A 15,184-nucleotide genomic window follows, 5' to 3' on the forward strand; every position below is an offset into this window, starting at 1 on the left:
ATGTCCGTCACGCCCTCCCCCATTCCGCCCGACCTCGACGAAGCTGGCCACGGCCTGCGCCAGGTGCTGCTACGTCTCAATCGTTACGCCCAAAACCAGGTGCAGCGCCTCGACCCCGCCGCGCGCTACGCTGCCGGCACCATGGACCACGTCAAGGACCTGGAAGCGCTGCTCACAGCCGTCGAGCAATACGAGCAGGCGGTGCTGGCCAGCCTGCCGCCGGCGCCCGTGGACTTGCGGCGTCTGACACCCGCCCAGCTGCTGGCTCACCGCGAAGCCGACCCCGTGTACCGCCTCGGCTACGTGCGGGGCCACCAGGCCGGCGTCGCACAAGCGAAGCGCTCGCTAACGCCCGCCCTGGCTGCATACGCGCAGCATGCTACGTTGCCCGCGCCCACGGTGGCCCCACCCGCGGCCCATACCGACCTAGTACAGCACGTGCGCGGCCTGCTCGCGCAGATGGCCCAGCGCTACGGCAAGGGGCCTCTTTCTCAACATTATTCTACTGCCCAGCTTTATGGCACTCACTGACGGCATGGGCGGTTTCACCGCCGGCGGCGCGCCCCCGCCTCCCAAAGTTGACCCCGCCAGCGCCCTACTGCGCCTCGATGAGGCTACCTGGGGTCGGATGGAACACGACTACACCCACGGCCGCGTGAAGGGCGAAACCACGCACATTCCGGAGCTCGACCAGCATTTTAAATGGATGCCGGGCTACTGCAACGTGTGGACAGGCTGGCCTGGTGACGGCAAGACAGAATTCCTCTACCAACTGCTCCTGCTGCGCGCCACCTTCACCGGCCGTAAGTCGGCCATCTTCTCGCCCGAGAACATGCCGGCCGAGCACATCTACGACCAGCTGATTCACGCCCTGACCGGCCAGCAGCCCGACCGCAGCCTGAGCAGCCACCTCTCCTTCGCCCGCTACCAGCTGGCCCGTGATTTCGTGCGCGAGCACTTCATCGTGGTGTATCCGGGCAAGGGCCAGGGCCGCACCCCACTTGACTTGCTGAGCTACTTCGAGGCCGCCGTGGCCAAGTTCGGCGTCAGCCACTGCCTGCTCGACCCCTGGAATAAAGTAGACCACTCGGCCATGGCTGCGCTGGGCGGCTACGAGCCCTACCTGGTCAACGTGCTGGGCCAGCTCACCGATTGGACCGTGGACACCAAGCAGAGCCTGAGCATTACGGCCCACCCGCGCCGGCTCGACGGCATGAAGTTCGGCACCGCTCGGCCCATTCCCGACGGCACCAGCATTGCCGGCGGCCAGACGTGGGAAAACATGGCCCACGTCATCGGCGCCGTGTACCGCCCCTACCGCCACCTAGGTAGCCGCAGCGAGCTCAGCAGCGAAGTAGGCATCTACCTGCACAAGGTCAAAAGCCACAAGCTGGTGGGCTTCCCCGGCAGCATCGGCCTCGACAGTGACCGCCCCGACGTGCGCCTGCGCTACGACTGGAAGTCAGCCCGCTACCTGGTCAATGACCGCAGCCCGCTCGACTGCCGCGAAGCCGAGCAGTTCTACCTCACCGACGCCGAACTGCGCGCCCGTGACGACATGCGACGGGTGCCCACGTCAGCCTTGACGCCTACTGACTACCAACCAAATACGATTCGCACGGCCACGCCTAACAGCTTCGACGACATCCCGTCAGCTGAGCAGTTACCGGCCGACTGGAGTCTGAACGGCCGCCCTATCACCTTGTCGCCAAACACCCACTTTTGAACTGGCTGACACCCCCCCAAAAGCCTATCCGTCGGCCCGCCGAGCAGCTACCACCAAAATCAGTAACAACACGCTGATTATGAGCCTTGTCAATGCTTACCCCTGTTAACAATTGTTAACATCATTTTTCACCCTTTTTCTAACCCTAATCCCATGTTAACCCAAATTGAAAACCAGGCCGCCCGTACGGCGGCCACCGACTTCCTTACGGCGGCCACCGCTTACAAGGCCTTCCTCAAATCGCACGAGTTGCCCCTCTCGCTCGATACCACCAAGCTGCTCGACATCTACCGCGGGCGCCTGTTCGAGCAACTAATAGCCGCGGACACCGGCCTGCAGGCTCGCTACGACCTGGCCCGCACCAAGGAGGGCAAGCAGCGCATTCAGGCCGACACCATGGCCGGCATCAGCCTGAAAGGCCACGAGCTACCCGAGCAGCTGGCTGAGGCCATAGCTGACCTAGAAGCGGCCTACCGCACCATCCCGCAGGTTAGCGACGTGCCTTACATCGCCCTAGGGCAGATGATTGGCTACGGCCTCGACTACGGCCAGTACATCGACCGGTACACGATGAACTGGGAAGGCAAGGAGCAGGCCCGCGCCTACTTCGAGCAGTTGGCCACGACGCTGACGCAGTGGCGCAACCTGGTGAAGGCCACCAATGGCTCGACACGCACGCTAGCTGAAGTTATGGAGCAAGTGACGCGGCCGTTCACCCAGCAGCTGCCTGAGCATGGCCCTATCACCATTGATGAAAAGGCGCTGTACCAGTACCTAGGTTATCACCCGCAGCTACTCGACGTGCTGACGGGGCCGCCCGTCCGTCAGGCCGCCTAGGCAGTCCGACACGCCGTCCGTCAGCCTTGACGGGCGGCGCTGTCAGTACTGACACCCACTGCGTCAGCCTGCGATACCGTACACAGCCGTACACTCTAAAAAGGGCCACGCACTGCGCAAGCGCACGAAAATGGCACAAATGGCACAGCAAAAAAGAGCGCTGAACTGGACACAGCTGGACACCCTAAAAAGGACCTAGCAGCTACGTCAGCCCATGGTTTATGCACACAGCTGCACACCTAAAAAGGGCGCTATCGGCCCAAAGTGGAACAGATGGCACATTTAAAAAGGGCTGACACCCGCTCGATACCGCACAGTACCGCACACTAAAAGGGGGGTGCACGACCCTGTCAGCTCTATTTCGGACCCTGTGTTAGGCCTCTCCTCAATCTCTTTGCAACACATTGATAGTGAGCCATGCGCAAGCCCTGTCAGCTACTGCCCCTGTTGACATTTGTTGACATGTTTTTGGGTAGTAATGACGACAAATGACGACACCCAAAATCCGAGTTTTCCGAGTCGTATAAAAGGAGCAAAATCGGAGTTTTCGGAGTCCTTAAAAAGGGCAGATATTCTAGTTCATAGCACATTACCGCGATACTACGCTTTTCTCACCTCGTCCTGCATGCTTACCCCTGTTGCTGTCGCTTCCCCCCGTCACTTGTCACCCGACGCCCCAGCCTGTCAGCCTTGCCCCTGGCCCGCACTGATGCGCACGCCCGTTTTCAATCCGTACCAGCACCGTTTTCACGCCGCTGACGTGCAGCGCGCAGCCCAGCGCTGCGCCGAACTGGCTCAGGAGCGCCCGACGTGGCCACAATCGCGAGTGCGCGCCCTAGTGGCACGAGAGATGAACCTAGCCACTACGCAGCTGCGCTACCTACTCAGGCAGGCGGCTGAGCCCAGCGAAGCACCTGCACCACCGAACGAGCACGCCCAGGCAGCTTAGCATGTGCCCTATGCCATTCATCAGCTACACCGCTGCCGATGTGACCCGCGCCGCCCGTCGGTGCGCTGAGCTGGCTAGAATCAGGCCGTACTGGCCCCGTGCACGGGTGCGCAGAGTAGTGGCCGGTGAACTCGGCGTGAGCACCACCACGCTGCGCTACTTGCTTCGACAGGCCGCCGCACGGGAGCAGCTAGCACCCGACGCTGACGCCCCGTCACTAGCTGCCTGACGGGGTGCCGTCAGCCCGTCACTACCTGAGAAAACCTGAAGCTTTACCCTCATCCAGTCTATGAATCCTCTTACCTGGTTACTCGCGAAACTGCGCCGCACCTCTACCCCGTCAGCGCTAACACCCCATTCCTCAAGGCCGACACCCACCCCCGTCAGCCCGCCGGCACTATTGACAGAGGCCGAGCGCACGGCGCGTCAGCAGCGCCGAGAGCAGGCCTTTATGCTACGGCTGGCCGAGCACTTTAACCAAGCTGTCGAGGAGGGGCGCGACATCACCGACGAGCCACCCGCCGAGGTGCTGCGCCTCACCTGCCTGCTGGAGCATAACGCGGCCGACCAACAGCACGCCCGCCAGTGGGGCTATTGGGCCGAGGAGCTGCGCCTGGCCACGGAGGCCCAGGCACTCGATGCTGCGCTGCGGCATGAGGCTTGGAAAGAGGCCCTGTGCACGAACTACGGGCGGCTCATGGGCCGCAAGCTGGCAGCTTACTGTATTGAGCCAGGCATGACGCTGGAGATGGTGGCCGCAGCCTTTGGCGCGCCGGGCCCTGGCGGCATGACGGTACCGCTTGACGCCCCTGAGCTGTGCGTGCTGCGCTACGGCAGCCCGCATACGGCCACCGTCATCGAACTGCGCCACGGCGTGGTAACGCGTGCTCAGGTCGGGGCTGTTGGCTTCCCGGAATACGTATACGACTGGCCTGACGTCAGCGGTAGTTGATGGCTAGCGCTGGCCCCGGCTGAAGAGTCGGGGCTTTTTTGTAGCTTGTTCCCATGGAAGACTTAGAATACATCAAACAGGAGACTGATAAGCTGGTAGCTGAAATACATTCGCACCCTCTATCAACTGATGACATTAGAAGGTCATTTCTTGAGCTTATCCTTCACACATTTAATTTATATTATATCCAATGGGACACAATACAATCTGCAAGAATTATACAGCCAAAACCTATTCCGGTAACAAAAGAAGAAAGGTATATTCTTAATGTATTTGTTAACAGCGTTGTTGAAAAACAATATTATCAAATGAGAAGCAACAGCAATTACAGAAATTTATTCCTTGAATCCTGGTCAACTTTTGAGTTCTGCCTTACTTATTTATGCGAAGAACTTTTAGATGAAGTAACTAAGAAGGAATTACTTGAATATGATTTGAAAGAGATAAATAAAACTCTTCTGAAATATAATTTATCCGACGCTGATAATCAGAAAATTGAAAAGATATTCTATAGAAACCATTTAACCCATGTACCTGTAACAAGAAAATATAATAAGCTGTATTCTTTGTATAAAAAGTTTTATACTGGTAATTGGACTGAAGACAGCGCCTTCCTAGAATTCTATGGAAAGTACAGGAATTGCATGCACACAAATTATATATATCATGGCAAGGATAAAGAATATACATTTTTTGGAATCACGTATTTCTTTATCGATAGTGAGGTAGTTTCTCAAAATAAAGAAGCAACCAGCAGCAATAAGCTTGACCTTGCTATACAATTGAAGAATATTTGCAGAAGGTTATTTGATGCTATTCAGCATCCAGGCTTACTGCCTTTTCCTGCTGATAAGGTAATTCAGCCTTCGTAGCTGCATAGTAATTAATAGTGCGACAAGGTCGATATTTTGTTACGCTTTTTGCAGGTTAGTTACGTTTTTGCCTATCTCAATTTGCTGCCCTGCTTAGCTGGACCGGAACTTGTAGGCTATGGCCGACAACACTACCAACGAAGCGATACTGTTCGAAGTACGCATTAATTCTGAGCAGTATAAAGCTGAGCAGAAGCTTATTCGAGAATCCCTAGGGCAAGTCACACTCGACATCGAGAAGACTAGGGCCGCCCAGGTGGCGCTCAAAAAAGAGCGCGATGCGGGCAAGCTCAGCGATGCGCAGTACGCCCAGCAGTCAGTGAAGCTGCGTGAGGAGTTGAATCAGCAGCGCGCCAGCCAGCGCGAGCTAGAGAAGGGGCTACGCACCAGTCAGCAGGCATACAACTCGGCCGCCGGCTCCGTCGACCAGCTCAAGGCTCGGGCCGCCGAGCTCACCACCGCCTACAACGCGATGGGCAAGGAAGAGCGCACCGCCAGCGAGGCCGGCCAGCTCCTCACGGCTGAGCTACTGGAGGTGAACAAGGCGCTGCTCGGCGGAGGCGTGGCCGTGAACGACTTCCGGCGCAACGTCGGCAACTACCCCAAGGGCGAAAGCCTGGCCCCACTCATTCAGCAGCTAGTGAAGCTGGAGGAGCTGCAGAAGTCGGGTATCCTGACGGCCGAGCAGGCGGCGCAGGCTGACCAAGACGCCGTCGGCTTTAAGCAGCGCATTGCCCAGGCCGGCGCCCAGGAGGGCAAGAGCTACGAAGACACTACCGCCCTGGTGAAAAGCTACGGCGACGCCATCCGGCCCGCCACGGCGGCGCTGGTGCAGCTGGAGCAGGAGCAGCAGCAGGTAGTCGAGTCGGGCAAGGCCACCAGTGAGCAGGTGGCGCAGATTGGCTTCCGCTTTGGCCAGGCCCAGAAGTCCATTAAGGACGCCACCGACGCCCTGAAAGAGGTGCCGGCCGCGGCCGAGGAAGGGGCCCAGGAAACCAAGAGCCTAGGCGCGGGCCTGCTCGATGCTGCCCAGAGCAGCAACGTGCTCGGTGGGGCCGTCGAGGTGCTGAGCGGGGCCAAAGAGAAGTACACCACCGCCGTCAACCTAGCTAAGGCGGCCACGTCCGCCGAGGTGGGCGTGCTGGGCCTACTCAAGCTGGCGCTGTTGGCCACTGGCCTAGGACTGTTTGTCGTAGTGCTGGGCTCCGTGGTGGCGTTCCTGACGAAGACGCAGGCTGGCACCGACTTCCTAAACCGCAAAATGGCTGCGCTCGGCGCTGTGACCCGAAGCATCACCAGTCTCTTCGTAGACCTAGGGGGCAAGATGGTAGCCGCGGCCGAGGACCCGAAGCAGGCGTTTTCGGACTTGGTAGATTTTATCGAAACCAACCTAGGCAACCGCCTCAAAGCATTCGGCGTGCTGCTCGACGCCGTGGGCAACCGCGATTTTAGTAAGCTGGTTGATGGCACGGTGCAGCTGACCACCGGCATCACCAACGCCACAGCGAAGGCCAAGGCCTTCACGCAGCAAGTGCACGCGGCAGCCGACTCGGCCGAGCGCCTGGCGCAGATGGAGCGCGAGCTACAGCGCGCGGAAGATGACAACATTGCCACCAATAAGACGCTACTCAACCAGGTCGAGCGGCTTAAAAACGTGCGCGACAATGAGTTCAATACCATTCAGCAGCGTCAGGCGGCCAATGAGGCGGCCTTCCAAGTAGAAATGCAGCGCGAAACGACCCTGACGAAGCTGGCTAGCCAGCGGGTAGAGCTGCTGCGGGCCCAGATTGCGCAGGAGGGCGGCCGGGACCGGGTAAGCCGCGAGCGTTTCCAGGAGTTGAAAAACGCTGAAAACGAGTTGGCTGACATTCAAGAAGATGCCGCCGGTAAGCAAAACGAGCTAATCACCAATCGCTACCAGCTGGAGCAGGAGGCACTAGATAAAAGCATCGAGCGCAAACGCCAGGCCCTAGCCGTAGAGGCGGCCCTGCTCAACAAGCAGCTACCCAAAACGCAGGAGGGCAGCGATGAGGAGCTGAACCTGTTGCAGCGCAAGCTCAAGAACGGGTACGAGGCGGAGCTGAATGTGAAAAAACTCACGGTCGACCAGAAGCGGGCGATTGACCTCAAGTACGAAACCGACTCCACCGCGCTGCTTATCAGCCATCAGCGCCAAGCCGCCGTACTCACGTTGCAGGCCGAGCAGGAGCGCAACAACGCCAGCCTAGCAGCCAATAAACAGGCGCAGTCGGAGCGCGCCGCCCAGAGTCTGGAAGCCACCCAGGAGCAGCTTGAGGAAGAATACCAGTTGCAAACCAGGGCCGCCGGCCTCGAGCGCGAGTTGGCCCTAGCCAGCCTCAACCAGCGGGCCGACAACACGGCCGCCGAGCTGCACATCCGGGCCGAGGCCAGCCAGAAGCTGGCTGACCTCAACGCGGGCCAAGCCGACGCTGACCGTCAGCGCCGCGCGAAGGAGTTCAGCGATGAGGCGCAGCACTACACGTTGCTGGCTGATGCGATGCTGGCCGGTCGCAACCAGGCCGAGCAGTTGCAGGCGCAGGCCAGTGAGGAGTACAAGGACCGTCGTGTTGCGGCCGTGCTCGATGAGCAGGACGCCAGACTAGCCCTGGTGACCAAGGGCAGCCAGGAGGAGGCCAACATCCTGCTCGATGCCGAGAACAAAATCAAGCAGATTCGGGCCGACTCGGCGCAGGCCCAACTCGACCTACTACAACAGCAAATCACCAAAATAGCCAGCGTCGTCAGTGGCTCGCTCTCGTCATTGGCGGCCCTGCAGGATGCCGATAGCCAAGCCAAGCTCGCGCGCCTCGATGCTGAGATGAATGCGGAAGGGGTGTCAGCTGCTCGCAAGGCAGTGCTTGAAAAGCAGAAGCTGCGTGTAGAGCAGCAGGCGGCTGAGCAGCGCAAGCGGATTGCTAAAGCGGAAGCGGTCATCAACCTAGGGGCGGCTATTCTTCAGATACTGAAAAGCCCCGCCGCGCCGTTCGTCGAGCCCGCGGCCAGCATCATACGCGGCATTGAGATTGCGGCGGCCACAGCCACGGCAGCTGCGCAGTTTCGAGCTATTGACAACGCCAAGTTTGAGCAAGGGGGCGTGCTTCGCGGGCCCAGCCACGCACAGGGCGGCATTCCTTTATTCAGCCGACGCACTGGCCAGCACCTAGGTGCTGAGGCTGAAGGCGATGAAATTATTCTCACCAAGGGCGTGTACCGCAACCCATGGCTGCGGGCGCAGGCCTCGGCGCTGAACGTCGCCGGCGGTGGGCGCCCTTTCTACCAAGACCCGATGCCTGCCGAGCGCATGGCCCGCTACGCTGCCGGCGGCGTGGTGAGTAGCTCCGCGATGTATCTGCCCCAGGTGCGCACCGGTGGCGTAGTGCAAGCCACTACTGCGCCGATTGACTACGACCTGCTGACGGACATGATGGCGGCCAAGCTAGGCCCAGCCTTTGTATCGGGCGCCCGGTCGCTGCCAGCGCCCCAAACCAACATCACGGACCTACGCGAGCGCATCAAGAAAGAAGAGTACTGGGACAGCCAAACCGACATCAGCTAAGCCGTGCGCCTCATCCAACTACTCAACCAGCTGGAGCAGCAGGGCACCCTAGGGCAGCTCTATCAGGCCGGTGCCATCACGCTGACCATGTACTCCCATCGGGAGATTTACAACTAATACCAGACGCTGCTCAGCACGCCGCGCTACCTCGACCAGCCGAGCACGGCCCTAGAATTAATTCGGCTGCTATAGTTTGGTAAGCTATACTAATGGAATCTTTTGAACGATGTCATTCCAAAGAGTGTAAACTTGCTCATTTTTATCTTTAAGAACGGATAGTATTTCATTTATCTGTCCTAAATCCTTAGCTGTTAAATTTGAAACCGCTCGGAGGAATGGTAGCCCTTTTAAAAGAAAACCAATACCGCCATCAGGTTCTTTCACCTGTCTTTTGGCAAGAACTAGGAACATCCGTAATGCAAAAGGTGCTTCGCCTTTCGCAAGCTCCTCCTTGGCTTCAATAAGCTTGAATTCACGCCAGTAGTCACTAAGACGTACTGTAATATCCTTCACCTCTTTACGCCACAATCCCTCTTGCTTCAATATTTCAGCTTGATGAGTGAGAGCATTTCGCTCAATAGATATTTGCAACTGTTTCTCAATGGCCTCAGCTCTCGTTTCCAAAGTAGCTATATTAGACGCCCCCAATTCACTCATTCTACGCAATAAAGCTGTTTGTACTTCAGCTATTTGCGCCTGCATATCAGAACGTATAGCATCAGTCTCTCGCTCGCCCAGGCGGTAATTAAAAAATATCTGCCCTCCAATTACCAAAACGATAATGCCCGCGACGCTTGCCAACGTCCATTGCGTAAGCGTATTAGCAGCAGTACTAGAAGCTAATGCTTGCTCATACATCATTTTATAATAATCTTTCTCGCTCATCACAGGAGCGGTTACTGAAACAGCTTGCGTTGACTTGGCTGATATGCTGTTAGCTATTGAAGCGTTAGGTGTAGACTGAGCAAGGGCTAGTCTTGAAAGCAGCAGTAGAAGAGCAAGGATATATTTCATGCTGCCAAGCTACGGAAAGGTGACGGAGCAGCCGGTATCGTACTAGCTGAGCTATCGTACGTTCCAGGGGAACAAGCCATGAACCTATGATGCTCAGATTTATCTACCCCAACGGAGTTATCCTTGAAGCTACCGATGAAGCCAGCCAGCAGCTACTCCTCGAGGAGCAACAGCACCACCAGGTATACACCGTAACTGAACTGGCTGTGCGACTCAGAATTAGCGAGCGCAGTGCCTACGACCTCGTGCGCAACGGTGAGATAGCTTACGCTTGCTGCGGGGCAAAGAACTACCGCATTGGAGAGCCGGCGGTGCGACGCTTTTTGCTGGGGCTAATACCGTTGAAATAACGACACTAAGTAAGAGACGGCAAGCCTAGCTTGCGCTGGGCATAGTCGATACAGCTGGATTGCAGGTACTCACACTTACGACCCACCTTGCGGTAGGTGATGCGCCCTTCCTGCTGAGTACCTGGGTGCACGGCCCGCACGTAGCGCTCCAGCGTTTCACGGTGGCGTACCCGGGACTTTTCCAGCGCCTCCTCGGTGTCGAGCCAGCGCTCTTCCTGGCGCACGTAGGCGTTGAGTAGGCCGCAGAATTTGGCCTCTAGCCGAGCTAGGGCAGCTTCGTGCTCCTCAGAGGAGACAAAGGAGATGGTAGGCATGGTGATGTTGAGCGTTACACATGATGGAGCAGCAGGTGACCTAGGCTGCTAAACTAAAAAGCCCCGCTGGCATGTGCCGGCGGGGCTTTTTAGTTATATAACAACAGTATTAATAACAAATCCAGAAATGGCAATCTCTCTGCATTTGTTATTGAGGTTCATTTCTACTATAAAAAAATTCTCTTTTTTACGTCTGCTATAATCTCATCCTGTAATAACATGTAAGAAAATTGAAAAATAGTATTTCCACTAGCCTTTGATATGCTAAAGAACAATATCATCTCGCCGCGGTACCCAAGCTTCTTGTATGTAAGCCCATCTTGCAACAAAGTGCTTTCATTTTCTACTTTTCTTTGAAGAAAAAAGCTTTTTTTAACCCCCTCCAAATTGATTTCATTACCATACTCATTAACTCCCTGCAAAAACATTCTTATTGGCGATGAAACCCGCTTATTAGACTGCTCAAAGAAAAAGCAACCCCATGCATGTAGCTCTAATGGCTTATCAGTCGACTCAACTAAATCAGTCAAAACAAAGATATCTTTGTTTTTGACTCTCAATTTAGACGAGACAAGATAATGTTTAACACCATCTGCCGGATAGCTTCCTGACCTTAAATCAATCAGATGTATTTTTTCCGGGTGCTTTATACTATACAAATAACTTGGCACTGTAACTCCTATAGAGTCTATCACTGCACGAACAAAATTATTTGCCTTTGAATAGCTTCTAAATGCATCTATCCCTTCATTTTTTAAAGCATTGTCAAGGTTATTTTTTAAATAATCTTCCTTTGAAACTTCTTGAGCAGTCTCTATTAACTCAATTTCCTCCTTCAAAGAAGAATTAAAATAAGATTCTTTTATTACAGCAATAAGTTTATTTTGAAGATGCTCGCCATATTCCAATAATCTATCTTCAGATTCTATTGAAGCCAAGTCTAACCCATATTGCATCTTTATCTCATCATTTATAGACAAGGCCACTGGGCTTTCTAGAATATCAATTACATCTTCATTGACATGAAAACGTTTACTTTGAACGAACCTGCTCAATGCAGCAACCGTATCAATATATTCCTTTACAAGTGAAGAATTCATATTTACTAGAAAACAAGTATTTCAAATTCTCCTTTTAACAAATTCTCCACCATGTACTCTGTGCTCAAGGGATTAGCTTGCGCAGAAACGGAGACGCGCTTAATCTTATTAGCTACCATAGACTCAGGAATCAGATAGATAAGTGGCGCAAAATCCGTAATTAGAGCTGCATCGACTATATCGTTTATCATCTGATATTCATCTCCATCGATAATATCTTCTTTGAGTTTATGCGCTGCCCCAGATTTGAGACCTAGGCGGTTTCTCTTGATAGCATCGCTATGCAAATCTCCTGAAGCAACATCATCTTGATATGTTTTGTAAATACTGAGCGGAGAGGAGCTTTTAGGAATTCTGCGCCTAGGGTCTTGTGCTTCAAGCCGTGTTGGGTCAAATACAGGAGAGCACCATACAAAATGCTGGTCATTATAAAACGTAGTGTTTATATAATGAGACAAGTAGGTGTTTGCAGAGTAGTAAAGTAAAGATTTGGCAACTGCCATAATAGCTCTAGGTTGCAAGTTGCCAAAAAGGCGGCGGGAAGCTTACTTAAATTACTGCACGAAGTCTAAACCGGGGGCAGAACCGGGGGCATACAAACAAAAAACCCCTCTAACGAGGTGCTAGAGGGGTTTAAGTGGGCAGTATCGGAATCGAACCGATGACCTCTACCATGTCAAGGTAGCGCTCTAACCAGCTGAGCTAACTCCCCAAGCTAGGCGAGTGGGGCCGCGAAAGTACGCCGCCGCCGGGGTTTGTGCACGTTCGAGCCATTATTTTTTGGCGTGGGCTACCTAGGGCGAGCCGCCGGCCGGGCCCGGCGCGGGGCTTTCGGCAGTTTCTTTGTGCCCATGATAAGCGCAGTACTTCTGGCGGCCACGGCCGCCCCGGTGGCGGGCTGGCTGGCCGCCTACCAGGCCCGCGAGCTGCTGCTGGGCCGGGGCCTGGCCCTGCTCGGCGTGTGGGCGCTGGCCAACCTCATTGGTAGTGGCTACCAGCTGCCGCGCACCGACCGGCGCACGGTGCCGCACCACTTCCACTTCATGAACTGCTGCTGGGGCTTTATCAATGCGGTGCTGGCGGCCGTGGGCATTCTGCGCACGCACCCGGGCGCGCCCCCCGCGGGCTTTTCGGCTCTCGACGCGGCTTTCGACCAGCAGCACGTGGTGCTGATATTTCAAGTAAACGCCCTGCTCGACCTAGGCTACCTGCTGGTGGGCTGGTGGCTGGTGGCCCGCGCCGCGCGGCCCGCGCTTCAGCCCATCACGCCGGTGCGGCTGCGGGGCTACGGCCACGCCATCTGGCTGCAAGGAGGCTTTTTACTGGTCTTTGATGCCGTTATGGCTTGGGTAATAAGTACTGGGTAATGAGCGTAATTGGGGTAATAGGTAATGAACAAGATAAGTCCTTTCATTACCTATTACCCCAATTACGCTCATTACCCAGTACTTATTCCTCCTGGCCGGCGGTGCGGCGCAGCTTCTTCAGCTCCTGGCGCACGGCTTTCACGCGCTCATCAAAGCCGTCGGGGTCGTAGTCGATTTGGGGCACGTCGACCTCATCGAGCATGTCCATCAGGGCATCGGAGTGGTCGAGGCGCGTGCCGGCGGGCAGCTGCACAAACGTCATTTCTGACCATAGCAGCGCCAGCAGCCGGTGGCCATCGGCCGAGCGCATCTGCATCTCTACCACCAGGTTGGAGTTGTCGAAGTGAATGAGCTGGCTGAGAATGCGCACCGTCACGCCCTGCCGCGCGGGCTTGAGGTAGCTGAGGTGGTGCTTGGTGATAACCCAGGCCGCCCGCTGAGCCAGGGCCAGCTCGCCCATATTGAGGGCGTAGTGCTCGGCCACGTGGTCTTCACGGGCGTTGAGGAAGTAATCGACGTAGCGGGCGTTGTTGAGGTGGCCCAGCATGTCACAGTCTTGAAAATGAATGCGATGCTGGGTTTCGGGGGTGCGAACGAGGCGCGACATAAGCAGGCGGGCGTACTGGTTTGGGCCCGCGAAGGTAGGCGCGCCGGGCAGCCCACCTGCCCGCCCCCTAGGCAGTAGCCCCCGCAATCAGAAACTGAGGTCCCTGGAAATCGGCCGCCGGGCGCAGCGCCAACTCCGAGCCCAAGCCACTGGCCTTGAGCTGGCTGAGCAGCTCTTTTGACAAGCCGCACCAGTACAGCTCCGTGCGGTTAACCCGCGCCTTGCTGCTGGCTTGCAGCAGGGCTTGCTGGCCCAGCCAGTTTAAGGAGTGCAGCCCGCGGCAATCAATCCAGGCCTGCGGCACGGCCCGAACCAGTAGCTGGTTAACGGCCTGCTCGAGGTGGGCGGCGTCTGCGGGCGTGGTACAGCTCCCCCGCAAGCTGAGTCCCATACAGTCGCGATGCCCACCTAGGTGGATGGTTAGCGTTCTCATCGGGAAAACGAGGAGTAGAAAGGTATCAGCCATAGCGAGCGGCAATACTTGATGGATTCGACGCAAATGTACCTCGCTTCCGTCCTATAATATCCGGCCTTAATACTCAATTTTTGCGCGTTCGTTACACTTATTCAATAAATAAGTAAAGTTACCTACGTACTCTACGCAGTTACTATGCTTACCGCGCTAATTGGTTGTCCGCAATACGTATATTCCCCCTGATAAAGCGGTACATACCGCGGGGCGTGCACCTAGGTACCACAGACCTAGCCCGGCCCGCATCAAAAAGCCTTTCGGGTTCCGGGTTGCCCAGCCGGTCAATCAGCTGGGCAACATGGAACCCGAAAGGCTTTATTGAAATAATACTACTCCTGGCATTGGCCGGCCCGCAGCCGGCGGGGCTAGTCGAGCAGGCCCTGGGTCATGGCTAGCTTGATGAGCGCGGCGGTATTTTTGGTTTGCGTTTTCTCCAGAATATTCTGGCGATGGGTTTCGATAGTCCGCTTGCTGGTAAATAGCTTTTCGGCCATCTCACTGGTAGTCAGGCCTTCGGCCAGCAGGCGCAGAATTTCCGTTTCGCGGCGCGTCAGTTGGCCAGGCTTTTTATTTTCGACGGGCTCACTGTGCTCCTCTTTCGCCAGCACTTTGTGCAGCATGGCCAAGCCCAGCTCGCTGCACAAAAACTGCTTCCCGTTGGCTACCGTCTGGATGGCAATCAGAATTTCGCCCTTGTCGGCACTCTTCAGGATGTAGCCGTGCGCGCCAGCATTGAAAAGCTGCCCAATGTAGCGCTCGTGGTTAAGCATGGACAGTACCAGAATTTTTATATCCGGGTATTCGGCGTGCAGGCGCAGGGTGGTGGCCAGGCCATCGAGCACGGGCATGTTGATGTCAAGCAACACAATATTGGCCGGCGTAGCTGGCAATTGGTCGAGTAGCTCCTGGCCGTGGCCGGCCTCGCCCACTATCTCCAGGCCGGGCTCCTGCGCCAGCAAGGCCCGGATACCGTCGCGCACGATGGCGTGGTCATCAACTAAAAAGATACGATTCATGATATTCTGGGCGCTAGTATCTTTTGTGGCA

Annotated in this window: 16 protein-coding genes and 1 tRNA gene; 9 read left to right on the forward strand and 8 right to left on the reverse strand. The window is 56.0% G+C overall.

Annotated features, from left to right (window positions below; genetic code table 11):
* From ACFSDX_RS15660 to ACFSDX_RS15690, 7 genes are all read left to right on the forward strand, one after another.
* Window positions 1–531: a hypothetical protein gene (locus tag ACFSDX_RS15660; RefSeq protein WP_382315163.1), complete on the forward strand. Its 531-nt coding sequence runs from the start codon at window positions 1–3 to the stop codon at window positions 529–531.
* Window positions 518–1,726, forward strand: coding sequence for a hypothetical protein (locus ACFSDX_RS15665; protein WP_382315165.1), 1,209 nt, complete (start codon window positions 518–520; stop codon window positions 1,724–1,726). The genes ACFSDX_RS15660 and ACFSDX_RS15665 overlap by 14 nt, the downstream gene beginning before the upstream one ends.
* Before the next feature lie 153 nt (window positions 1,727–1,879).
* Window positions 1,880–2,563, forward strand: a complete 684-nt coding sequence (locus ACFSDX_RS15670; protein WP_382315167.1) for a hypothetical protein — start codon at window positions 1,880–1,882, stop codon at window positions 2,561–2,563.
* Between the two features lie 709 nt (window positions 2,564–3,272).
* On the forward strand, window positions 3,273–3,512 hold the full coding sequence (locus ACFSDX_RS15675) for a hypothetical protein (protein ID WP_382315169.1): 240 nt from the start codon (window positions 3,273–3,275) through the stop codon (window positions 3,510–3,512).
* Between the two features lie 400 nt (window positions 3,513–3,912).
* The gene (locus tag ACFSDX_RS15680) at window positions 3,913–4,464 is read left to right on the forward strand and encodes a hypothetical protein (protein ID WP_382315171.1); all 552 of its coding nucleotides are present in this window, start codon (window positions 3,913–3,915) and stop codon (window positions 4,462–4,464) included.
* A gap of 53 nt (window positions 4,465–4,517) precedes the next feature.
* Window positions 4,518–5,336 (forward strand): hypothetical protein, encoded by an 819-nt coding sequence (locus ACFSDX_RS15685; protein WP_382315172.1) that lies wholly within the window; start codon window positions 4,518–4,520, stop codon window positions 5,334–5,336.
* A gap of 118 nt (window positions 5,337–5,454) precedes the next feature.
* A complete protein-coding gene (locus ACFSDX_RS15690) occupies window positions 5,455–8,913 on the forward strand; it encodes a coiled-coil domain-containing protein (protein WP_382315174.1) in 3,459 nt (1,152 codons plus the stop codon).
* 201 nt (window positions 8,914–9,114) lie between these two features.
* Here ACFSDX_RS15690 and ACFSDX_RS15695 read toward each other — a convergent pair whose 3' ends face one another.
* Window positions 9,115–9,927 carry a hypothetical protein gene (locus ACFSDX_RS15695; RefSeq protein ID WP_382315175.1) on the reverse strand — a complete coding sequence of 271 codons (813 nt, stop codon included), beginning with the start codon at window positions 9,925–9,927 and terminating at the stop codon, window positions 9,115–9,117.
* A gap of 86 nt (window positions 9,928–10,013) precedes the next feature.
* Between ACFSDX_RS15695 and ACFSDX_RS15700 the strand changes: the two genes are divergently transcribed.
* Window positions 10,014–10,277 carry a helix-turn-helix domain-containing protein gene (locus ACFSDX_RS15700; protein ID WP_382315177.1) on the forward strand — a complete coding sequence of 88 codons (264 nt, stop codon included), beginning with the start codon at window positions 10,014–10,016 and terminating at the stop codon, window positions 10,275–10,277.
* Window positions 10,278–10,282: 5 nt separating this feature from the next.
* Here the strand turns inward: ACFSDX_RS15700 and ACFSDX_RS15705 are convergent, their stop codons facing one another.
* From ACFSDX_RS15705 to ACFSDX_RS15720, 4 genes are all read right to left on the reverse strand, one after another.
* A complete protein-coding gene (locus ACFSDX_RS15705; protein WP_382315179.1) occupies window positions 10,283–10,591 on the reverse strand; it encodes a hypothetical protein in 309 nt (102 codons plus the stop codon).
* Window positions 10,592–10,758: 167 nt separating this feature from the next.
* Window positions 10,759–11,691, reverse strand: a complete 933-nt coding sequence (locus tag ACFSDX_RS15710; RefSeq protein WP_382315181.1) for a hypothetical protein — start codon at window positions 11,689–11,691, stop codon at window positions 10,759–10,761.
* Between the two features lie 5 nt (window positions 11,692–11,696).
* Window positions 11,697–12,194, reverse strand: coding sequence for a hypothetical protein (locus tag ACFSDX_RS15715; protein ID WP_382315183.1), 498 nt, complete (start codon window positions 12,192–12,194; stop codon window positions 11,697–11,699).
* A gap of 135 nt (window positions 12,195–12,329) precedes the next feature.
* Window positions 12,330–12,403: transfer RNA gene (locus ACFSDX_RS15720), tRNA-Val, on the reverse strand.
* Between the two features lie 139 nt (window positions 12,404–12,542).
* Between ACFSDX_RS15720 and ACFSDX_RS15725 the strand changes: the two genes are divergently transcribed.
* Window positions 12,543–13,058, forward strand: a complete 516-nt coding sequence (locus ACFSDX_RS15725; protein WP_382315185.1) for a DUF6992 family protein — start codon at window positions 12,543–12,545, stop codon at window positions 13,056–13,058.
* A gap of 82 nt (window positions 13,059–13,140) precedes the next feature.
* Here the strand turns inward: ACFSDX_RS15725 and ACFSDX_RS15730 are convergent, their stop codons facing one another.
* The 3 genes from ACFSDX_RS15730 to ACFSDX_RS15740 all read right to left on the reverse strand — a co-directional run bounded on the left by ACFSDX_RS15730 (window position 13,141) and on the right by ACFSDX_RS15740 (window position 15,153).
* The gene (locus tag ACFSDX_RS15730; protein WP_382315187.1) at window positions 13,141–13,665 is read right to left on the reverse strand and encodes an acyl-CoA thioesterase; all 525 of its coding nucleotides are present in this window, start codon (window positions 13,663–13,665) and stop codon (window positions 13,141–13,143) included.
* Between the two features lie 67 nt (window positions 13,666–13,732).
* The gene (locus ACFSDX_RS15735; protein WP_382315189.1) at window positions 13,733–14,098 is read right to left on the reverse strand and encodes an STAS domain-containing protein; all 366 of its coding nucleotides are present in this window, start codon (window positions 14,096–14,098) and stop codon (window positions 13,733–13,735) included.
* 404 nt (window positions 14,099–14,502) lie between these two features.
* Window positions 14,503–15,153 (reverse strand): response regulator, encoded by a 651-nt coding sequence (locus ACFSDX_RS15740; protein WP_382315190.1) that lies wholly within the window; start codon window positions 15,151–15,153, stop codon window positions 14,503–14,505.
* Window positions 15,154–15,184: the final 31 nt, after the last annotated feature.

The organism is Hymenobacter bucti (assembly GCF_042681145.1).
GTDB classification, from domain to species: domain Bacteria; phylum Bacteroidota; class Bacteroidia; order Cytophagales; family Hymenobacteraceae; genus Hymenobacter; species Hymenobacter bucti.